Origin of the sequence: Bosea sp. OAE506, from assembly GCF_040546595.1 — a bacterium.
Classification (GTDB): Bacteria; Pseudomonadota; Alphaproteobacteria; order Rhizobiales; family Beijerinckiaceae; genus Allobosea.
In genome coordinates, this window is record NZ_JBEPOB010000001.1 from 623,591 (window position 1) to 645,350 (window position 21,760).

16 protein-coding genes and 2 pseudogenes are annotated in these 21,760 nt (G+C 62.4%); 13 read left to right on the forward strand and 5 right to left on the reverse strand.

Annotated features, from left to right (window positions below):
• Positions 1–2 precede the first annotated feature (2 nt).
• Together ABIE41_RS03010 and ABIE41_RS03015 are read left to right on the forward strand one after the other, a co-directional pair.
• Positions 3–1,160, forward strand: a complete 1,158-nt coding sequence (locus tag ABIE41_RS03010; protein ID WP_192643342.1) for an alginate O-acetyltransferase AlgX-related protein — start codon at positions 3–5, stop codon at positions 1,158–1,160.
• 179 nt (positions 1,161–1,339) lie between these two features.
• Entirely contained in the window at positions 1,340–1,987 is a 648-nt protein-coding gene (locus tag ABIE41_RS03015; protein WP_192643343.1) for a class I SAM-dependent methyltransferase, read from the forward strand.
• Positions 1,988–2,044: 57 nt separating this feature from the next.
• Here the strand turns inward: ABIE41_RS03015 and ABIE41_RS03020 are convergent, their stop codons facing one another.
• The 4 genes from ABIE41_RS03020 to ABIE41_RS03035 form a co-directional block, all read right to left on the reverse strand.
• The gene (locus tag ABIE41_RS03020; RefSeq protein ID WP_192643344.1) at positions 2,045–3,424 is read right to left on the reverse strand and encodes an ABC transporter ATP-binding protein; all 1,380 of its coding nucleotides are present in this window, start codon (positions 3,422–3,424) and stop codon (positions 2,045–2,047) included.
• Positions 3,414–4,244, reverse strand: a complete 831-nt coding sequence (locus ABIE41_RS03025) for an ABC transporter permease (RefSeq protein WP_192643345.1) — start codon at positions 4,242–4,244, stop codon at positions 3,414–3,416. The genes ABIE41_RS03020 and ABIE41_RS03025 overlap by 11 nt, the downstream gene beginning before the upstream one ends.
• Positions 4,245–4,370: 126 nt before the next feature.
• Positions 4,371–5,435 (reverse strand): glycosyltransferase family 2 protein, encoded by a 1,065-nt coding sequence (locus ABIE41_RS03030; protein WP_210320959.1) that lies wholly within the window; start codon positions 5,433–5,435, stop codon positions 4,371–4,373.
• Positions 5,436–5,580: 145 nt separating this feature from the next.
• Positions 5,581–8,796 (reverse strand): class I SAM-dependent methyltransferase, encoded by a 3,216-nt coding sequence (locus ABIE41_RS03035; protein ID WP_192643346.1) that lies wholly within the window; start codon positions 8,794–8,796, stop codon positions 5,581–5,583.
• Between the two features lie 477 nt (positions 8,797–9,273).
• Here ABIE41_RS03035 and ABIE41_RS03040 point away from each other — a divergent pair, with 477 nt between their 5' ends.
• The gene (locus tag ABIE41_RS03040; protein WP_192643347.1) at positions 9,274–10,014 is read left to right on the forward strand and encodes a WbqC family protein; all 741 of its coding nucleotides are present in this window, start codon (positions 9,274–9,276) and stop codon (positions 10,012–10,014) included.
• Between the two features lie 235 nt (positions 10,015–10,249).
• Here the strand turns inward: ABIE41_RS03040 and rffA are convergent, their stop codons facing one another.
• Positions 10,250–11,404 (reverse strand): dTDP-4-amino-4,6-dideoxygalactose transaminase, encoded by a 1,155-nt coding sequence (gene rffA, locus ABIE41_RS03045; RefSeq protein WP_192643348.1) that lies wholly within the window; start codon positions 11,402–11,404, stop codon positions 10,250–10,252.
• 223 nt (positions 11,405–11,627) lie between these two features.
• Here rffA and ABIE41_RS03050 point away from each other — a divergent pair, with 223 nt between their 5' ends.
• The 10 genes and pseudogenes from ABIE41_RS03050 to ABIE41_RS24250 all read left to right on the forward strand — a co-directional run.
• Positions 11,628–12,500 carry a class I SAM-dependent methyltransferase gene (locus ABIE41_RS03050; RefSeq protein ID WP_192643349.1) on the forward strand — a complete coding sequence of 291 codons (873 nt, stop codon included), beginning with the start codon at positions 11,628–11,630 and terminating at the stop codon, positions 12,498–12,500.
• A 141-nt stretch (positions 12,501–12,641) separates the two neighbouring features.
• A complete protein-coding gene (locus tag ABIE41_RS03055; protein WP_192643350.1) occupies positions 12,642–13,454 on the forward strand; it encodes a phytanoyl-CoA dioxygenase family protein in 813 nt (270 codons plus the stop codon).
• 70 nt (positions 13,455–13,524) lie between these two features.
• The gene (locus ABIE41_RS03060; protein WP_192643351.1) at positions 13,525–15,438 is read left to right on the forward strand and encodes a hypothetical protein; all 1,914 of its coding nucleotides are present in this window, start codon (positions 13,525–13,527) and stop codon (positions 15,436–15,438) included.
• 73 nt (positions 15,439–15,511) lie between these two features.
• The gene (locus tag ABIE41_RS03065; protein ID WP_192643352.1) at positions 15,512–16,693 is read left to right on the forward strand and encodes a DegT/DnrJ/EryC1/StrS family aminotransferase; all 1,182 of its coding nucleotides are present in this window, start codon (positions 15,512–15,514) and stop codon (positions 16,691–16,693) included.
• The gene (locus ABIE41_RS03070; RefSeq protein WP_192643353.1) at positions 16,647–17,465 is read left to right on the forward strand and encodes a class I SAM-dependent methyltransferase; all 819 of its coding nucleotides are present in this window, start codon (positions 16,647–16,649) and stop codon (positions 17,463–17,465) included. The genes ABIE41_RS03065 and ABIE41_RS03070 overlap by 47 nt, the downstream gene beginning before the upstream one ends.
• Positions 17,462–18,400 carry a glycosyltransferase gene (locus ABIE41_RS03075; RefSeq protein ID WP_192643354.1) on the forward strand — a complete coding sequence of 313 codons (939 nt, stop codon included), beginning with the start codon at positions 17,462–17,464 and terminating at the stop codon, positions 18,398–18,400. The genes ABIE41_RS03070 and ABIE41_RS03075 overlap by 4 nt, the downstream gene beginning before the upstream one ends.
• Positions 18,390–19,625: an ATP-grasp domain-containing protein gene (locus tag ABIE41_RS03080; protein ID WP_192643355.1), complete on the forward strand. Its 1,236-nt coding sequence runs from the start codon at positions 18,390–18,392 to the stop codon at positions 19,623–19,625. Before ABIE41_RS03075 ends, ABIE41_RS03080 begins: the two co-directional genes overlap by 11 nt.
• Positions 19,626–19,804: 179 nt before the next feature.
• Positions 19,805–20,773, forward strand: coding sequence for an IS3 family transposase (locus ABIE41_RS03085; RefSeq protein WP_192643356.1), 969 nt, complete (start codon positions 19,805–19,807; stop codon positions 20,771–20,773).
• 341 nt (positions 20,774–21,114) lie between these two features.
• Positions 21,115–21,614 (forward strand): annotated as a pseudogene (locus ABIE41_RS03090) (IS66 family transposase); the annotation flags it as partial.
• A pseudogene (locus ABIE41_RS24250) lies at positions 21,611–21,759 on the forward strand (transposase); the annotation flags it as partial. The pseudogenes ABIE41_RS03090 and ABIE41_RS24250, both read left to right, overlap by 4 nt.
• Between the last annotated feature and the right edge of the window lies 1 nt (position 21,760).

Genomic DNA, 21,760 nt, shown 5'->3' on the forward strand with positions numbered 1-21,760 from the left:
CGATGACAGCCTTTCTCCGCCTCGGTTTCGTGCTGATCTTCGCCACCCTCGTCCTTGCGCCGCTGGGCCAGATGGCAACGAGGCTGATACCGGAACAGCCGCTGATCGAGAACCGGGTGCTCGCGGCCTGGCCCAAGGGCCTCGAGGCCTCACATCAGCTCGTCCGCGGCGCCAGCGATTGGTTCAACGACAATTTCGGGCTGCGTGCACTGCTGATCCGCATCAAGACGCAGATCGACTATTCGCTCTTCAAAACCTCCGACCGCGTCCATATCGGATCTCGCGGCTGGCTGTTCTATCGCAGCGTCCTCGATGTCGAGCGACCCAATGTCGAGGCCTACCTCGCCATCAATTCGGAGGCGGTCCGGGCCGGCATCGTCGCCTTGTCGGATGCCTTCAAGCGCAACGGCATCCAGACCATCTTCGTCCTCAACGAGATGGCGGACCGGTTCTACCCCGAGATGGTCCCGGGCTCGGCCCTGCCGGCCAAGGAGAACCCGCGGATCAGGCAACTCGAGCGCTCGCTCGCCAGCGCCCAGTCTATTGCTGTCGTCGATGCAACGGCGATCCTGCGTGAGACGGCGAAGTCGCGCCAGGTGTTTCACAAGACCGATTTCCACTGGAACGACACGGGTGCTTTTGAAGTCGCCCGACGCGTGGTCGCACTGGCGAGTGCCGCCGAAGACAAGCCGGCGACGATCTGGTCGCATCCGCTCAGCATCGCGACCCAACGGTTCAGCGGTGGCATCGCCACATTCATGCCGCTGCTGCGATCGCCGAAGGAAGACATGCTGGTGGTGAAGCCGGACTGGCCCATGCCGCCCGACTTCCGGCAGGATCCTCCCACAGGCATCTTCGAATTCAGCATCCATTTTCCAACGACCGGGCCACGCCTGCTCAAGCCGCTGACGATTCTCGGCGACAGCTTCACGGACGGCTTTACGCGATCGGGAATTTATCTTTATTTCTCTGACACTTATCGTATCCGATGGAACCAGGTGCCGAAACTCAGCGTGTTTGCCCGCGAGTTGCCGCTCGAGACCCGGCATGTGCTCATCCAGATGATCGAAGTGCAGTACGGGGCTCTCCTGGCCTTCGCCGACAAGGCCGACATCGACCTTGCTGTGAAAACCATCGACGAGCGCTTCAGGGCCAGGTGATCGCCCCGGGACCGGAGCCAGCGGCGCGGGCGGTCCTGGGCCGCCCCGGTCTCGTTCTGTTGTCAAAAGCCGGCGCGTACCCTACTAGCTCGGCGGCTGCGACCTGAGGCAGTGGATGTCGCCGGCGCGCGTATGCGCCACCTCGGCGACGGACGAAAATTCAATTTCGGATGGTTGTGATGAATTCCTTGTGGCTCGACTTCCTGACCAATGATGCTCGGGTCATTCACAAGTGGAAGCATTATTTCCCGATCTACGAGAGACATTTCAGCCGGTTCGTGAACCGCGACGTCGTTTTTCTCGAGATCGGCTGCGGTCAGGGTGGCTCGCTGCAGATGTGGAAGCGCTTTCTGGGACCCCATGCCCGGATCGTCGGAATCGACATCAACGAGAGCTGCCGCGACTTCGAGGAGGATCAGATTTCCGTCCGGATCGGAAACCAGTCCGACACGGCCTTCCTCAAGACGGTGATCGAGGAATTCGGCGTGCCCGACATCGTTCTGGACGATGGCAGCCACTACATGGGCGATCTGAGCGCGACCTTCGACTATCTCTACCCGCTCCTCGACCGGAACACGGTCTACATGGTCGAGGATTTGCACACCGCCTATTGGGATGAATATGAGGGCGGGCTCAGGCGCGCCGGCAGCTTCATCGAGCGCTGCAAGCATTTCATCGACGAGCTCAACGCCGATCATGCCCGCGGCGAACTGGAGCCGACAGAATTTACGCGCACGACGCAATCGATGCATGTCTACGACAGCATCGTCGCGTTCGAAAAAGGACGGCACACCGCGAAATTCGCGCCCAAGACCGGGCGTGGTTGACGAGCTGCGCAGCCGCTGTCTCGCAGCCGGTACAGACGGAGCAGGGATGGCAGTCCATCAGGGATCTGCGGCGTCGCTGGCGACCCGCAGATCGACGGTCATGCCGGGAATGCCGAGCAGACCTCGGTAGTTGTGGCGCGAGTTCGACTTCAGGGTGATCGCATCGATCACCCAGTGGTGCTGGACATGGTCAAGTTGGGTGCCGTCCGCGACGGCGACCGAGACCATGTAGTCGCCATTCACCAGATACGGCATCTGGAAGTTGAACCGCGCGCGCATGCGTTGGCCGGCCCGGACATGAGGCATCTGCTCGGCATAGGTGAGATAGGTGTTCTCGCCGAAGAGGTTCTGGCCAAGCCTGTCGCGAAGATGGAAGCCGAGAATGGGACTTGCGAGGTCGATCTTCGCGTCGGCGACAATCTCGACCGTGACATGCTCGCCGCCCTCGACGCTGAGCAGGGGCGTCCCGGACTGGTCGCGCACGTTCACGGCCCTAATGACAGCGCCGCCGGCGCCGAATGATGCGACGCCCGTCGGCGCCGGCAAGTCCCGCATATCGGCTTCGCCCGCATCTGCCGGGTCCGAGCCTTCGCCCTGCGACGGCTCTCCCTGGTCGAAGGCCAGCTGGACGTCGTTGTCCGGCAGGTCCTTGCGCAGGCCGGAATCCTGGCCTTGCCGGCTCTCGTAGAGCTTGGCGAGATAGGCGTCCGAGACCTCTTTCGGCGTGCCGTCCTGCACCAGGGTGCCGCTATCCAGCCAGACTGCGCGGTCGCACAGCGACAGCACAGCCGAGCTGTCATGGCTGACGAAGAGCAGCGTGCCGCGACGCGCGAAATCACGCAAGAAGCGCATGCATTTCTGGACGAAGAACGCGTCGCCGACTGCCAGAGCTTCGTCGATGATGAGAATGTCGGCATCGACATGAGCCATGACGGCGAAAGCCAGTCGGACCGACATCCCGCTCGAATAGGTCTTGACCGGCTGGTCGATGAAGTCGCCGAGCCCTGCAAATTCCGCGATGGCCGGGAAGCGCGTCTCGATGTCCGCATCCGAGAGGCCGAGGATCGACGCGTTGAGCTGCACGTTCTCGCGTCCGGTGAACTCGGGATTGAAGCCGGCCCCCAGCTCCAGCAAGGCGGCGATCCGGCCTTGAGTGTGGATATGGCCGACAGTGGGGGTCAGCGTGCCGCAGATCATCTGAAGCAATGTCGACTTGCCGGCCCCGTTGCGTCCGATGATCCCGACGGTCTCGCCCCGTCGGATTTCGAAACCGACCTCGCGCAGCGCCCAGAATTCGCGGAAGTAGCGCGGGATCGGCCGGTTCAGGAGTTGCGCGGCGCGACCGAAGACGGCCTGCTTCAGGCGGTCCTCCGGCCTGTCGTAGACGAGATAGCATTTGCCGGCGCCGTAGACGCCGATGGCGATGTCAGAGGACATCGGCAAACCCCTTGCGTATCCGCTGGAACCAGGCGAACCCCGCCACCGCCACGGTCCAGCTGATGGCGGTGTAAAGGGCAAGGCCACTCCAGGACGGCATCCGCCCCCAGACCAGCACATCGCGAGCCTGTTCGACAGGGAATGTCAGCGGGTTGAGCAGGATCAGGGTCCGGTATGCCTCCGGGATGGCCGACATCGGATAGAAGATCGGCGACAGGAACATCAAGGCCGTGACCAGCAACCCGATCATCTGCCCGATGTCGCGGAGAAACACGCCGAGCGCGGCCAGGAACCAGGTCAGGCCGAGCACCAGCAGGAGAAACGGAGCCAGCACCAGCGGGGTCAGCAGGATCGTCCAGTGAAACGGATTGCCTGCGATCATCATGGCAATGAAGAGCACGCCAAAGCTGACCAGGCTGTGGAACAAGGCCGACCCCATAGCGACCACGGGCAGAATCTCGATCGGGAACACTACCTTCTTGACGAAGGTCGCGTTGCTCACGATGAGGCCAGGCGCCCGCCCGATGCACTCGGCGAAGAGTCCCTGCACGATCAGGCCAACGAAAAGAACGACGGCGAAACTGACGCCGGCCACTTCGTTCTGGGCCGTCCAACGCGCCTTGAACACCACCGAGAACACAAAGGTATAGACCACGAGCATCGCCATGGGCTGGACCAGCGACCATGACAACCCGCCGATCGAGCCGCGATAACGCCCGACAATCTCGCGGACGACGAACTTGCGGATTAGTTGCCGATGCGTCCAAGCGTTTGTCAGAGGCGCAAAAACAGGCAGCCTCCTCCAGAACCGATCCGCCATTCGCATCATACCCCGTCTTTGCCGTCCGGACGCGTCGTCGATGGAGAACCGCCTGTGCCGGAAATCTCGACGCCTTGGTCCCAGGCCCATCGATCTGTCTCACTGCGTGCGGCGAACGCTTAGGCGCTATCTCCCACGCAGTCCAGTCGAGCGCAGACCCGAGATCGCCCGCTGTGGCCGCCGCAGATATCGCGCGATCGCACGGGACGGTTCGGCGTTGATGTCATAGGCCAGAGCCGACAGCAGCAGCTGGAGACCGATCGTGACGTTGATCGCCGACATCATGATGATGCCAAGCGCCGTTGGCTCGCCCGTGATCAGCGCCCTGCCCAGATAGGTCGAGCCCAGCGCGACGCCGAAGCCGAACATCAGGACGCCAAACAGCGTCCAGATCGTCGCGATGTTGAAGTCCCGCAGAACGTATTGATAGAAGAACCGCGAACAAAAATTCGTCAGATGCTTGCGCAGGAACGGGACCAGGACCTTGCGCGCACTGAGATTGCTGACCTCGTCGCCGTAACGCGCCGGAATCGGCACATCGACGATGACCGCGCGGATCAGGCCCAGTTGAAAGATCAGATCCGATTCGAAGAAAAACCGCCGGTCGATTTTTTCAAAATCGAGTTTGTCGACGACCTTCGCATCGAGACAGGTGTATCCGTTGGTCGGGTCCATCAACTTCCAGTAACCCGACGACATCTTATTGAGGAAAGACAGCATCGCGTTACCGAAGATTCTGATCTTCGGCATCTGCTTTAGATAATGCGGGGCGTGAAAGCGGTTTCCCTTGGAGTAGTCGGCGTCGTTCAGACAAACCGGCGCGACCAGGACATCGAGGAAATCAGGGTCCATCTGATCGTCTCCGTCCATCTTGACGAGGAGATCGTAGTCCTGCGCGGCGGCCCGGTAACCGGTCATCATCGCGCCGCCGACGCCCTGATTGACCTCGTGGGTGATCACCGTGACGTTGCAGCCCGCGAACTGCTGGACGACCAGCGCTCCGCTGTTCTCGGGGCATTTGTCATCGACCACGAAGACATGATCGACACGGTCCTTCACGTTACGGACGACCGTCTCGATGTGAGCACGCACGCGATAGCACGGGATGATGACAGCGACGGTAAGGCGCGCGGACTGGGCGGCCGGCGCTTCCGCGCCCTCCCCCATCTCGGCTGCCAGATCACGGTTCATCACACGCTGTTCCCATCATGTTCGCCGCGCCGGCCTGGCCGGCGGCGGGTATCATGCAATTGCGACGCGCCTGTCACGCATGCAGCCTGGTCAGGCCGAGCCCGGATCGAAGTGAACGCGCCACGCAGGCTGCGACCGCAACAGGTCAGCCGGCGCGGACAGCCTCCGCAGCCTTCATGGCCGCCAGGACCGAAGCTCCCATCGCGGCTCGCGAATAGAACTCCTGCGCAAACGCCATCTGACCACGGGAGCGGGCCATCCAGGCATCGTCGTCGGTCATCAACAGGCGAAGGGCCTCCGCCAATCCGGCGGCGTCGTCACAAACGGTGACGACCTTGTCAAGACCGATGATGCCCTGCGCGCCGATCGACGTCGTCACCAGGGGCAGGCCGCGGCTGAGAGCCTCGATGACCTTGCCTTTGACACCGGCGCCGAACCGCAGGGGCACGATCGCTGCGCGATGGCTGTCATAAAGGGCGGCGAGTGCCTCGTCCGAGATGTAGCCGGTGACGGTGACGGTCTCGCTCTGCAGCGCCTTGACGGCCTCTGTTGGGTTCGATCCGGCCAGAGTGACCTTGACCGGACCGATGCAGGCCTCCAGCAGCGGCACGACCTCGCTGATCAGGAAAGTGGCGGCATCGACATTGGGTGGATGAGCAAAGCCGGCGACGAAGAGCAGGCGCTGCTCCTCCGGCTGCGTCACACGTGCCGGGAACGGATCGAAGTAGAACGGCACGATGCCCCGCGCCAGGATCTGGGGCGCCGAAAGCCGAACCGTGGTCGCCTCCTCCTCGGAGGGATAAATCACGACATCGAAATTGCGCCAGACCGAGCGCTCCAGATGTTCCATCTGGTCGGCATCGGCCATCAGCTGCCGGTCACCCGATTGTCCCGCCTGCATCCGCATGCGCATGTAATGCAGATCAACGCCGTAATAGCTGCGCACGGCCCGGGTCCGCCGGAACAGCTGCGGGATGATGTCAGCCGCAATCTCAGGCCTGATCGCCAGGAGGTGATCCAGCTGCTGGCCGTTGCGCTGCATCCAGGTGTCGAAGTCCTCGGGAGTACGGCCGTCCAGAACCTCGATGCCGCGCCGCTCCAGCGCCGAAACGTAGAACGGATTATGGGCGCGGTTGTGCGGCCAGAACTTGACGACCCACCCTGCGTCCAGCAGGCCATCCATGATGCCCATGACACTGCGCGATCCGGCATCCCTGTCGGGCTCGGGCGTGTAATGGTCGACCACAAGAATGTTCTTGCGGCGGCTGTCGTGATCGCACGCGCGCCCGACGGAAGCGGCGTCGGCGAAATGCCTGGCATCCAGGATCTCGGCCCAGCGCTCGCGCATGCGCGTCTGGTTGACGAGCTGGTGCGCCTTGATCCCACTGCCCGTGTCGGTGCCGTGGGACATGCCTTCGAGATGGACCACGACGGAGCGTGGCTCGTAGAACACCTTGAGACCCTTCTGCCGCACTCTGAACGCCAGATCGACATCCTCGTAATAGGCCGGCAGGAAGGCCTCGTCGAACCCGCCCAGCTCGGCGAAAAGGTCGCTGCGGACCATGAGCGCGGCGCCCGAGCAGTAGTCCACCTCTCGGAGATAGTTGTACCGCGGCAGATTCGGATCGTCGCCGCGGCCATAGTTCCAGCCGGCGGCGTCGCGCCAGATGATGCCACCGGCTTCCTGCAGCCGACCATCCGGAAAGATCAGCTTCGAACCGGCCATCCCGATATCCGGGCGCATTTCGAGCAGGCTCACAAGCGCATCGACCGCTTCAGGTAGCACCAGCGTGTCGTTGTTGAGCATGAAGATGTACCGGCCGCGCGCCAGTGTCGCGGCATGGTTGCAGCTGCGCAGGAAGCCGAGATTGGTCTCGTTGCGGATAAACCGGATGCCCTCGATCCTGCCGAGAAGCGACATGTCCTCGTCGCCCCGATAGGCGTCGTCGACGACGATCACCTCGATGGAGCAGTTCGGCGCGTTCTTCGCGATCGAATCCAGGCAATCATAGGTGATGCCGAGATTTCCATAGGTCGAGATGACGATCGAGACAACAGGCGCATCGACCGATGTCGGCAGCCGGAGCGAAACAATGCGCTCGGCGAGGTACGCACCCGCAGTTTCCGCCGACTGGTTCGGGACCGCCTGGAGGTTCGGTTGCCTCGCTTGCGGCGACACGCCAGCGCCCTGGCCAGCCGCGACTGGCTTTGCAGCGCCGGTCCTGCGAACGATCCGCCTGGCCAACCGCAACGGCCTCGTGACGCGCCAGCTGAGGGACCGGGCGATCGCATCGAGATGGGCCTGCTTGAGGTCCCGCTCCTGTTCGCTGCGGCTCAGGTTCCCGGCAAGGGTCGTGTTGGCGAGCTCAAGATCGCTGTTACGGCCAAGCAGCGCCTGGTTTTTATCCTCGACACGCTGCGCGGACGCCTTGAGTTCATCGAGCGCTCGTCTGCTCTGGTCGAGCAGGCCTCTCTCGTTCGCAAGAAGATTCAACAGGTGCGTCTGCTCGTGATCGCTTCTTGCAGCCTGATCGAGCACCACCTGCTTCAGGTGGTCCTGCTCCCGCTGGTAGGCCTCGGCCTGGTCAGACACGACTTGCCGGACGTGGTCATACTCGGCCTGCAGGCGCCTTATATCGCCCCTCAGCATCAGCTCGGTGCCGACGCCGCGGCAGGCAAGACCCAGCCGCTCGAAGAACAGCTCGATCATCGACCAGGTCGGCTCGTCGGCTTCGAAGAAGCGGCGCAGCTCCGGCGAGGACTGGGTTCCGTAGGCGAGAACACCCAGGCCATGGCCATGGCGGAATTCCGTCGTGACGTAGCGCTCGCGCAACTCCGCCCAGAACTTCCAGACGCCGAAATCGCCCTCGCGAACCTGCGTGTCGTGGAACAGGACGATCGCCCTGTCGCTCAGCTTCGGCTGCCAGGTCTCGAAGTCGTTTCGGACCGCCTCATAGGTGTGCAGTCCATCGATATGGAGCAGGTCGATCGAGCCGTCGGCGAACTGCGTGACGGCATCCTCGAAGCGCGCCCGGACCAGGGTCGAGAACGCGGAAAAATGCGCCTGATTGTGCTCGGACACCTCGTTGAAAATAGTGTCGCTATAGGCGCCAGCATGCTCGTCTCCCTGCCAGGTGTCCACCGCAAAGCAGCGTGTGTCCAGGGACAGGGATGTCACGGCCTGACAGACGGCGCTGTAGGAATCGCCCTTGTGCGTCCCGAGCTCGACGAAGGTTCGCGGCTGAAACGCCCCGACAAGAAAAAACGCGAAAGGGATGTGGGACTGCCAGGACGGCACATCAGTCAGCCTGATCGGCCGGGCGAAGACATGCTCGCGGGCAAAATCCCCGACGACGCTCAAGAATGTATCCTTCATAGCGATCCTACGCGATCCCAAACCAATTCCACATTTCGATAGAGTCATCTGAGCCGCAAAACGGGCGACAAGGATTGCCGCGAACTCAAAGGCATTTGCAGGCTTCCAGTCAGTGAACCACCGCCCTCATAACGCGCCCCGTGGCGACCTGCCTGCTGCCATCTGGCAGATCGGCGGCGATTGAAGGGAGATGGGGCCAGTTGTCAATGCGCTGATGAGCCCAAAGCCCGGCGGCGTCGAGTCCGTCTGGCGTGGTCGAAACCACATCCTCCATGACCCATCTGATCAGGCGGTGCCGCTGGGTCTGGTGCCGTGCCGACCGCCAATCCGCCTGCTCGGCCAGGACTGGCCTGACCATCGCGGACACGACCAGACGTTCTCCGTTGGCACGCCTGCCACGATGTTATAAATCGACTGCACACAACGCCAGAAGGGGAGCGGCTTCGCGCGCCGGCGGACGAAATGTTCAAAAATACTAGCAAAAAAACGATTGCGATCTTGCAATCAAACTATATTCCATGGAAAGGTTATTTTGACATCGTTTCCGCCGTTGATGAATTCCTGATCTTCGACGACGTTCAATTTACAAAGCGCGACTGGCGAAACCGCAACCTCATCGTTCAGGATGGCAAGTTGTTATGGCTGACGATCCCCGTCAACACGAAGGGAGCGTTCCACGCCTCGATTGCTGATGTGACGATCGCCGAGCCCAACTGGGCCCGCAAGCACTGGATGAGCATCGTTCACGCCTATCGCAAGGCGCCCTATTACGGCGAGATCGGGCCCCAACTCGAGACACTGTACTCGGAGGCCGGCAAGTTCGAGCGCCTCACGGACGTCAACCTGCATTTCATCCGTGGCCTGACGACGATGATCGGCCTTTCAACGACGTTCTTGCGCACCGATATCGTGCCCCGACAGGCGGCCGACCCGACGGGGCGCCTGGTTGAAATCTGCGTCGCACGTCAGGCGAGCCTTTATCTGTCCGGACCGGCTGCGAAATCCTACATCGAGCAGCCGCAGTTCGACGCGGCACATGTAGATGTGGTTTACGCCAATTACGCGGGTTACCCGGTCTATGACCAGGCGATGGAGCCCTTCGAGCAGGGCGTCAGCATCATCGACACGCTGATGCGCTGCGGGCCGGCATCGACCTTCGCTCAACTCAAATCAAACCCGGTTCCGTCCGGCTTGTTCGAATGATCTCCCCACCTTTTCGCCGCGCTTGCGCCGGAGGCCGGATCGGGCGTCCGCCGCATGCGAGGGGGCTGTAGCATTGGGGAGGATCGGCCTGACCGACGGGTCGTTCGGCAAGTCCGGGTCATCAGGCAGGCTATTCTCCGCTGCCTGCGACGGCACGGCGCCGATCGGCTCGATCTGGCGATACCCCGTCTCCGCAGGATGCCAGGCGGGCCTCCTGCAGACGCCGGCGACGCGCTCAGACCGTCGCCGGAGCGTTCTCGAGGGCCCTCGTCATCACATCGATGATGTAGCTTTGATCGCCCTCGTCTAGCTGCACATGCAGCGGCAGCCTGATCAGCCGCGACGCGATGCTGTCCGTCACCGCCATCGTCGAGCCGAGCCGCCCGAACCGCAGGCCGGCAGGGGCGCTGTGCAGCGGCACATAATGGATGATCGAACTCACGTTCTCCGCCCTGGCGCGGGCAAGCACCCGGTCGCGCTCGCAGGCTTCCGAGACCAGCAGAAAGAAGATGTGACCGTTATGGGCGCAGTGCGAGGGAATGGTCGGGCACCGCGCGACACCGGCATTATGCTTGTGCTGAAACGCCGTCTGGTAGCGGTTCCAGATTTCGAGCCGCGATCGCGTGATTTCCGCGCCGCTCTCCAATTGCTTCAACAGGAAGGCTGCGATGATATCGCTCGGCAGGAATGACGACCCCACATCGACCCAGCTATATTTCGCGACTTCCCCGCGCTCGAACTTGGCCCTGTCAGTGCCTTTTTCCCAGATGATTTCCGAACGTTCGCGCAGCGAGGGATCGTTGACGATGAGCGCGCCGCCCTCACCCGACATGATATTCTTCGTTTCGTGAAAGCTGAAAGCCGACATGTGACCGATCGAGCCGAGAGGCCGGCCCTTATACGTCGCAAACATGGCCTGCGCCGCATCTTCGATCACGAACAGACCATGCCTCGCGGCAATGCTCATGATCGCGTCCATCTCGGCCGCGACACCGGCATAGTGCACGACGCAGATCGCCTTGGTTTTGGGGGTGATGGCCGCCTCGATCAGTGTTTCGTCGATATTCAGCGTGTCTTCCCTGACATCGACGAACACAGGCGTCGCACGACGAAGCACAAATGCATTGGCCGTCGAGGTGAACGTGAATGAGGGCATGATCACTTCATCACCGGGCTCCAGTCCTGCCAATATGCCCGACATTTCAAGCGCCGCAGTACAGGAATGGGTCAAAAGCGCTTTTGAGCCGCGAATGTAGTTCTGAAGCCAATTATGGCACTGTTTCGTATAGCTACCATTGCCCGATATGTGACGACGCTCGATGGCATCGAGTATTGCCTCTACTTCGCTTCCGGCAAGCGTCGGTCGATTGAAAGGGTAAGCTTTAGTCATTCGCTGTATCCGACCTGTTCTCTATCGGTTCCGACAATCGATATCGTGGAGCGCCTCGCCGCGACGCATTTTTTTCTGCTCCGTTTCTGCCTTGGTTGCGCCAAAAGCGCAAGCAAGGGGCAGCAAGCGTCGCTGCGATTGCACGGGCTCGCAAAACAGGGCATGGACCGGCCTCAGCGAGGGTCTGCGGTCGCGCTGACAGCCCCCAGTCAGGGAACGGATAATGAAAGCTTGTCTCACCTGCGGGGCGCGCGCAATCGACATCGATTGGCGCTGTCTGACCTGCGGGTATCAGCCGCAGTCCATCGATGGCTTTCATGCTTTCGCGCCCGAGCTCGCGCTCGAGAATGACGGGATGTCATCGGACGCGCACAGTGGCCTCGATTCCGTGCAGGATCGCAGCTTCTGGTTCCGCGCGCGCAACCGCCTCATTGCCGGTCTGGTCGGCCGCTACGCGTCGGATGCCCGTCAGGTGCTGGAGGTCGGTTGCGGCACGGGATATGTGACGATGGCGCTGCAGGACGTGCTCCCGGCGGCCAGCATCGTTGCGACCGAAATCTATGCCAACGGGCTTCCTTATGCGGCGGCCCGTCTGGGACACGGCGTCCAGCTGATGCAGATGGACGCGACGCGCATACCATTCGTCGAGGAATTCGATCTGGTCTGCGCGTTCGATGTCGTGGAACACATCACCGACGACGAGCAGGCCATCGCGGCGATGGCGAAGTCGCTGAAGCCGGGCGGCCAGCTGTTTCTGTCCGTGCCCCAGCACCAGTGGCTCTGGAGCCAGGTCGACGCCTTCTCGCACCACAAGCGCCGCTATGCCCGGCGGGAACTCGCGCAGAAGTGCCAGCGTGCGGGACTGTCGATCGTGACGCAGACCTCGTTCGTGACCACGCTCCTGCCGCTGATGTTTGCCAAGCGACTGGCGGAGCGAAAGCGCTCACTGGTCAATCCGGCCAGCGAGCACACGCTTCCCGGGTCGGTCGATCGTCTCTTTGCAGGTATGCTCGACGTCGAAAGGCGGCTGATCATGGCCGGGTTCCCGCTTCCCGTCGGTGGCTCGCGGTTTGTCCTTGCCCGCAAGGCAGCCTGACCTTTGCTCGTCGGCGCATGACGGAGCGTCTGATCGCCCTTTCCTGCGAGCAAACATCATGATAGCCGACCGACAAGATCAGCTGCAGGCCGCTTCGTCGATCATGGTCGAGAAGGCTTGGATCATTCAAGGAGGTTCTCGATGAGCGAGGCAAGCAGCGCGGTCGCCCGCTACGGCGTGCGCGAACAGATCGAGGTTGCCAGCGCGACCGACGAGGCCGTCGAGTCGCTGCGGCTCCTGGGCTATGCCGTGCTTGACGGGGGCTACTCCACGGCCGAGCTCGATGCCTTCTCGTCGGCGTTCGACGAAGCCCATGCGGGTCTGGTCTCGCGTTACGGTCTGGATCATCTGACCGCGATCGATGAACACAACACGATCCGGGCGATGCTGAGCACGCACAGCGCTTTCATCGCACTGGCCTCCAATCGGCCCGTTCTCGAGGTCTGTCGCCGGCTGATCGGGGGCGCCATCGTCCTCAACCAGCAGAACGGCATCGTCAACCCGGCCAACAACCAGCGCTACAACCAGGGCTCCTACCATCGCGATCTGCCTTACCAGCATTTCGTGTCGTCACGGCCACTGGCGATCAATGCGCTCTTCTGCCTCGATGCCTTCACACCCGACAACGGCGCCACGCGCGTCTTGCCGGCGACGCACAAGCAGGAAGCCTTCCCGTCGGATCACATGATCCAGGCGATCGAGACGAAGGTTACGGCGCCACGCGGCAGCTTCATCCTGCTCGACTGCATGACCTATCATTCCGGCGGCGCGAACCGGACGGCGGCACGGCGGCGGGCGGTCAATCACGTCTACACGATCCCGCTGCTCAAGCAGCAGATCTCGCTCCCGGACCTGCTCGGCGATGACTTCACCGGCGATGAGGAGCTGAGAAAGCTGCTTGGCTATCCCTACAGGACGCCGACCGACTTGAGTGCGTATTACAAGAGCAGATGAACAGAAGCCGATGAGTTCCAGGAGCGGGTTGAGTGTTTCAGTCTATGGATGCCTGCTGGCATTCGCAGCTATGCTGCTGGTCTGGGGCCCGTTCCAGCCCTATCCGCCGATCGGCTGGGTCGACCCGCAACTCTACATCAACTGGTTTCTGACGCCTGCAGAGAACTATCTTTACCGCGGTACGGACTATCACGGCGCGCGCCTGGCTGTTGTCGTGCCGGGCGCGATCCTCTACCGGCTGCTTGAACCGCTCTCGGCGCAGGTGGCCTTCGTCGGCCTGTTTTACCTCACGGCGGTCACTGCGATTTACAGGATCGCCGGCGAGACACTTTCGACACCTAGCCTTCGCCTGGCGATCACCGCCATATTGGCCGGCAATCCGCTTTTCGTCGCCGCCTTCGCGCGCGGCTATGTCGATGGCCCTGCCATCGCGCTCGGACTGTTGGCGACTGCCCTGATTTTCACGGGCTTTCGCGGCGACAGGCGCTCGGCCTTCGTCGCGGCCGGGGCCAGCGCGTTTGCCGCGATCGCTGCTCATCCCTTTGGCGGCGGCATTGCAGGCGCGACGGCTGCCGTTCTGATCCTGAGTGCGCCAGCGCGCCTGCCGCGTCTCGTCGCCTTTGCCGCGGGCGCCATCGCAATGGCCGCGGCTCTTTCGATCGGCGGCTACGCTTTGGGCCTGCCTTTGACATTCATGCTGAGCGTCGCCTCGGATATCGCCATGTCGTTTCAGCGCGATGGACAGGCTTTCCTGACGCCGCTGTCGTCCTGGGCCCCCTCGACGCCGCGGCTTGTTGTCCCACCGCTGGTCGCGGTACTGATCGCCATCGGTTGGTCGACGCGCTCGCGTGATCGTCCGACGACAACTCTGCTTCTCAGCGCACTGGTTCCCTTGGCACTGTTTTGCGCCACTGCGCTGCTGTCGAGTTTCGTCATCCAGCATGCCTTCTACGCGAGCTATATTCAGATCGCTCTCGTGCCTGCGGCCGTCTTCGCGATGTCAGCAGCCGAGAGGCTCGCTCCCGGCTCACGTCGAGCCATTGCTGGGTTCGTCGTGGCGATGGGCGCTGCCGTGATGCTGGTCGGGCTCGCCATCCCGCAGTCCGTGCGCACCGACCCTTTCGCGCTGACGGTCATCTGGCTGCTGCTCGGGCTCGGATTGGTCGCCATAGCGGGGCTTTTGCTGGCAGCACGCCCGGTCCCCGCTTTGACGCTCGCAACCTGTCTTCTGGGTCTGGCTGGAACCGCGAATGGCGATACGGCAAGCGTGATGAAGCTGCCGGGCGGGGCGGATTTCAGGAGCCAGCACCAGCTTCTTGCAGATCTTCACGCAGTTCTGATCCAAAGCGGGGTCGAGAGGAGCAACTATACAGTCTGGTTTGGTCGACAGGACTTCACGCCGAGACCGACCCGGGCCGCAAACTCCACATGGACGCTGAGTTTCCAGAACCAGCCATACCAGTTCAACGGCCTGGATTCTCTGGCGGGTTCACTCGGCTGGAGCAAAGTCTGGTTCGGACCGGCGCTTCCGCAGATCACGGCCGAGACCTACAGGCTCGCGGCCCTGCTCACGCAGGCGAGACGGCCGCTGGTCGCGCTTTGCGCCAATCCGAGCGTCTGCGAGGATGGACTTCGCAACCTACGCGATATCGGGGTTGCGGTGGAGATCAATCGGCGTCTGACGCTCAGTGGCGGAAAGTCGCCTGACGTAGCCGTCGTCCTCGCGGAGGTTCTTGTCCCATCGAATGATTCGCCGCCGATGACGGTCATCCTGGCTGCGCTGCGCGAGGGTCTTTTGGGAGGTCCTGCGGCTGGTGCCGTGACCCGTGGCGAGCTCACCGTCGCGCGGGTCCTCACCGTGACCTGTACGCAGACGGCCGCGCCGCGATGCGATGTCGCCTATCTGTTGTCGACAGGCGAACAGGCATCGACCGTCATTCTCTTCAGGCGACAGGGGGCCCTATGGCGTATGGTGTCTCAATGAGCCGCCACTTGCGCAACAGGATCGCAGGACGGGCGCTGACACCTGCCTCGACCCGCAGTTCAGGTGTCGCGACATGATACCGCGCTATGCGCCCAACTACGGCGTGCTCGACCTTGTCCGTTCGTTCGGCACCGGCGAAACCCCGGGACCGCGCGTTGCCGAAGTGGCAGTCAGACTGCAAGCGATCCTGCAGCGCGAGCATGTCGTCCCCACGGCGTCAGGCCGGGGAGCACTCTGGTTGTTGCTGCTCGCGCTCGACGAGATCGGCGTCTCCGGCCGCGTGATCATCCCTGGCTACACATGCAATGCCGTTCACGACGCCGCTGTTCTGGCCGGCCGTGAGGTTGTCACCATCGATCACGACGCGGGTGACATAAACATGTCCGCACAAGCACTTGAGGGACGGATCGCAGAACGCGACATCGTTGTGGCCACGCACCAGTATGGCTATCCGTGCGATATCGAAGGTATTGTCGATGTTGCAACGCGAGCCGGCGCCATTGTGATCGAGGATATTGCCGCGGCATTTCAGGGCACGATCGGCGGTAGGCCGATGGGCAGTTTTGGCATGGCGTGCTTTGGCTCGTTCGACGGCTCGAAGCTTTTGAACGTCCCACCAAAAGGCGGGTTCGTCGGCACTGACGACCGCGCTCTGGCTATGGCCGTCAAGCGTGTCGCCGCGAGCCGATTGGCAGCCTATTCGTTCGGCGAAAGGCTCGTGGCCCTGTTGGCGGCTGCAGCGCTGGTCGTCGGGACGACGCCGTTCCTGTACCGGTTGTTCTATAACCTCAATTTTACCTGGAAGGGGCGGGTCACTGCGGAGACTGCGTCGGTCGCGCCGCGACTGAACGGCTATTATGTGAAGTGGTTCGCCGAGTGGCAGGCAACGATTCTTTCGCGCGAGCTCGACAGACTGGAAGAGGTAAAGTCACGCCGGGCCTCCATCATGAGCCGTTACCGAAAGTCATTGGCCTCGACGTCGACGATCGATGTCTGGACCGGGAAAGTCGATGACATCGGAACGGTTATTCGGTTTCCGATCTTTGTCGCGAACGACAAGATCGCATTTCACCATCAGCTTGCTGAACTTGGGGTCGATACCGGCTTCAGTTTCACTCATTTGGCGACAGACCGGGATTCACGCAATGCTTGGGCCGTGGCAGACTCGGTTTTGAACCTGCCGACGTCGCCAAAGTTGAGCGATAGCGATGTCGATCGCGTGGTCGCTGCTGTCAAAAAGCTTTCCGGAGCCTGAAATGGTCGCTATCCTCGAGATGTTGCGTAATCGTCGGAAGCGCAAGGACGTCTACAGTTCGCCCGAATTCTGGGATGGCAAAGCCGGTCACTATTCGGACAGCGCCATCTCGATGTTTACCAACCGCCGCTATAACGCGTTGATCGAAATCGATCAATTTGCGTTTATCGACAGTGTTCTGGGCAATATCAGCGGCGCTCATGTGCTGGATGTTGGTGCTGGGACGGGGCGCCTGTCTCGCCATCTTGCCCGTCAGGGCGCCAATGTCGGCAGCTTCGATTTTGCAGCGGCCGTTGTCGAGATTGCCAGGAGGCTGAACGGCGCCTTGCCGATCGAGGCGAAGGTCATGTCTGTTTTCGACCTCGACGAGGTGGAAGCCTTCGATCACGCGGCCGTGCTGGGATGCCTCTCGGCTGCTTGCAAGGACAGGGGTGACCTTGAAACGGCGGCTGAGCGTCTTTACAAGGCTGTCCGTCCCGGCGCCCGCGTAGCCATCATCGAACCGTTCCATCAAGGCCATCTCCATCGTGTCCTGGACATGCCGCTGAACGATGTTCTGGATGTATTTCGCGCGGCCGGCTTCGCTGTAACACATCGCGCCGAACTGCATTTCTGGCCGGTGCGGCTGTTCCTTGCTCCCGTGGAGTGGCCCGGCTTCATCACGCGGGCGCTCTATCATGTCGGCGAGGCGATTCTGCGCATTGCGCCGGCCAGACAGCAATGGGGCGACTACAAGGGTATCGGTTTGGTCCGACAGGACGCCCCAAGGTGAGCGACACGATTGCGGTCCTGATTCCGTGCTACCGCTCAGCCGTCGCGCTGCCAGTGCTGGTCAATGGCATCGTCGCAGTCCTCGCGCACGGGCCTGATCCTTTCCGGATCGTCCTCGTCGACGATGCCTCACCCGATGATGGGGCCACCTGGCGTGCGATCGAGGCGCTGCGGGCGCAACATGGTTCGTTCATCCACGGCATCAGGCTGGCCCGGAATGCCGGACAGCATGGCGCCCTGCTCTGCGCGATGGGCAGCATGGATCGCGATGTCACAATCGTCGTCACGATGGATGACGACGGCCAGCACCGACCCGAGGACATCCCCGCGCTTCTGGCGGCAATCAGAGCAGGTACCGATCTGGCCATCGGCGCCTATCAGGAAAAGCGCCACGGCCGGTTCCGGAATCTCGGCGGTCAAGTCGTCGACTGGACGCTGCGGCGCTTGTTTGGACTTCCCAGCAGCTTCTCGTTGACCAGCTTCAGAGCCTGCCGCCGCTTCGTCGTCGATCAGGCACTCGAGCATGACGGCCGCTTCGCTTATCTGTCCGCCGATTTGCTGTCGGCGACGGATCGACGCGCCAATGTTCCCGTGTCCCATCAGGCGCGCCGGCACGGCACGTCAGGCTATACGCTTGGCCGGTCGCTGCGACTGGTGCTGAATCTCGTCTTTACCCACTCGCGCCTGCCGACCGGGATCATGCTCGCGATCGCTGCGCTCTCGATGGCGGCAACGATCGCCTCGCTGGCTTATGTTGTCTGGCTCCGGTTGACGACCGATGGGGTGATCCCGGGATGGGCGAGCCTGATGCTGATGATGGGCGTCCAGTCGACGATGTTGATGTCGGGCATGGCGATGATCATGCTCTATGTCACGCGGTCGCACCGACTGCTCAGCGGCTCTCGTTCGAAATGGCGCATCGCCGATGAGATCTGACACGCGGCTCCGTAACACCACCATTGTCGTGCTGGCTGCCTCCGTGCAGCAGATCCCGTTGATCCTGCGTCTGCAGTCGATGGGTGCGAGAGTGGTGACGATCGACAATCGTCCGGACAATCCCGGGCACAGATTGGCGGCCGCGACACATGATATCGACCTGCGCGACATCGACCGGGTGCTCGCAGCAGTTCGACAGGAGGGCGCGCATGGGATCATCGCCGCGGCGTCCGATGTCGCCGTCGAAACCGCCGCCCATGTGGGACATGCGCTCGGTCTGAGCGCTCCGTCGCCATCGGCGGTGGCCGCGCTGTTGTCGAAGGCTGCCTTCAGGGCCTTCCAGCATTCTGCCGGGTTGCCTGCACCGCAATGGGCTTTGAAGGACGACGAGCCTCCGGTCGGTCCCTGGATCGTCAAGCCGGTTCTCGGGAGCGGGTCGCGTGGTGTCAGGCTGATCGATGACGCGGCGCTTCTGCCGGATGCGCTCGCAAACGCTGCGGCAGCCTCGCTCGATGGACGCGCGATTGTCGAACAGGCGATCAGCGGATCGCAGCATACGGCCGAGGGCTGGATGCAGGCGGGGCGGGTCGCGGCCGGACTTGTCACCGATCGGCTCACGGCGGATGCACCACTGGTGGCGACGCTTGGCCATCGGACGCCAGGATCGCTGTCAGCAGCGCAGGAAGCCGAGGTCCTGGCGGCCGTCGAGCGTGTCTTCCAGCTGCTGGGCTACGCCGACGGTCCCTTCGACGCCGATATCGTCGTCAACGACCAGGGCCCATTCGTCATCGAAGCGTCGACCCGTGCCGGCGGAAACGGTCTCATGCAACTCGTCAAGGCATCGACCGGTGTCGACACGATGGAATTGATTGCCCTGCATGCCGTCGGCTTGCTGCCGCAACTGAGCGCATGGCGCGCCATGCCGGCTGGCGTCCAGATCCTTGCAAGTCCGCTTGGCGGCACGCTGGATTATGATCCGCACGCGGTCGAGCGGTTACGGAACGAGCAATGGGTCGAGGATCTGACGCTCGATGAGGCGCCGGGTGCATCGGTGCAGCCATTTACCGACGGACGCTGCCGGTTCGGCCAGGTCGTCATTTCATGCCGAGACGGCGCATCTGTCGCGAACAGGCTGGCAGAGGTCTTCAACCGCCTGGATCTGCAGGTGATGCGTAAGCGGTGTCGCGGCGGCACCTTTGCGGCACGCGGCGATGGGCGCGGCTGAGCAGCATCTTCGCCGCCAGGCTTTTGTCGTCCGTCTGTGACCGGTAGGCGTGTCGGCCCAGACCTCGGGTGTCAAACGGCGCGCAATATTGCTCCCCAATCTGGAGTGCGCCCCCTGAGGCGGACATTGTGACGACAGGTAATCGACCGGGGAGCTGGGCTTTAGAAGGATGGCAGCCCATGGCCCGACACCGCACCCATAGCATCGATTTGAAACGCCAGGTGGCACAGGATTACCTGGCCGGCGAGACGCTCCACAGCCTCGCACGCCGGCACGACCAGTCACGCAACCTGGTCCGGATCGGAATCCAGAAGTTTGAGGCTGGCGCCTTCGACAACGAGGCAGGCTCTGGAGATCGAGTTCCTAAAGCGGGCTCTGAAGCACGGACCAAGGCTGAGAAGCGGGACTACATCCGTCGTCACCGGCCCCGCGGCATCTCCGTCGCAGAAGGATGTCGGCTGCTGGGGATCGCGCGCTCGACCTATTACGACAAGCCGGCCACCCGCATCGACGATACGGCGCTCGTCGAGACGATGGCGACGATCTCCGACAGCTTCGAGGCATATGGCTACCGCCGGATGCAGGCAGCACTGCGGCACCGCGGCTTTGTCGTTAATCATAAGAATATCCGACGCCTGATGCGCGAGCATGGTCTTCAGCCGCGTCGGCGTCGGCGCTATATCGCCACCACCGATGGCGATCACGAACTGCTCATCTTCCCGAACCTGGCAAAGGATATCGTGCCGGATGGGCCGAACCAGCTCTGGGTGGCAGATATCACCTACGTCGCGATCACCGCGGGTTTCGTCTGCGTTGCCGTCATGCTCGACGCTTGGTCGCGCATGGTCGTCGGCTATGCCATCGGTCGCTCGATTGACGTCAGGCTAACGCTGGCCGCCCTGCGGTCCGCCATCGAAAAGCGAAAGCCGCCACCCGGCTGCGTGCATCACACCGACTGCGGGTCGCAATACGCGGCTGGACGCGACCGGCAGGCCCTCGCCGAACATAGTTTCGTCGGGTCGATGAAGCGTCGCGGCAATCCATATGATAACGCCAAGGCCGAGAGCTTCATGAAAACGCTCAAGGTCAAGGCCGTCTATCTGATGGCCTACGAGACCTTCGAGAACGTCGGAGCCGACCTTCCGTGATTCATCGATCAGGTCTACAATGGAAGCCGACTGCACTCCTCGCTCGGCTATGTCAGCCCGCAGCATTTCGAGGATCAACACGCCTGGCTCACGGTCAAAACCGCAGCCTGATCATGTCTACCCGCAGGGACGCACTCCAATCGGCGTCCAATCTTGACCCCTGCTAGGCTGAGGCGGTAAGGAGGCGGCGCGAGTCAGGAGAAATGTGCCGAAGGCCAGCTCGAATACCTGCTGCTTCATAACGGCTCATCATGTTCGAGATCCCTTTGGTACCACAAGGGCGTTGACGATTGGTGACCGCGTCTGCAACGCCAAACACCCAAAAGAACAGAAGGCGCTGCTTGTTTTCCGTCACCCGCATCGAAGCGCTCTTCGACATCGAGCGCGAGATCTACGGCATGGCGGCAGCGCAGCGTCGAGCCGGTCGCCGGGAGCGCAGCGCTCCGCTCGTCGCTGGGCTCGAGGACTAGATGCGTGAGCATCGCGCGAATCTCTCGCTACCCGCTCCCGTCGCCCAGGCCATGGATTACATGCTCCGGCGTTGGGACGGCTTCACCCGCATCCTCGACGACGGCCGCGTCTGCTTCACGAACAATGCCGCTGAGCGGGCGTTACGCGGCATCGCGCTCGGCCGCAAGGCCTGCTCATAGCCGTATCAGACCGCGGCGCCGAGCGCGCAGCCGTCATGTACAGCCTCATCGGCACCGCTAGGCCTAACATCGATCCGCAAGCCTGGCTCGCAGACGTCCTCGCCCGCATCGCCGAAATCCCGCAGAACCGTCTGAGCGAGCTTTTGCCCTGGAACTGGCGGCACCGCGCCGAGAACCTCAAGGCACCCTGACCGCGGCCCTCAGCGGAGGGTTACTGATCAGGGATCGCGCCGTGAGTGTCGCGCAGGCGTCTCGGGATATGGATGTCCACGAGAACCAGCTGCGCAAATAAGTGATCTATTCTCGGCCGATCCGGCGCAGGCCTTTCCCGGCCACG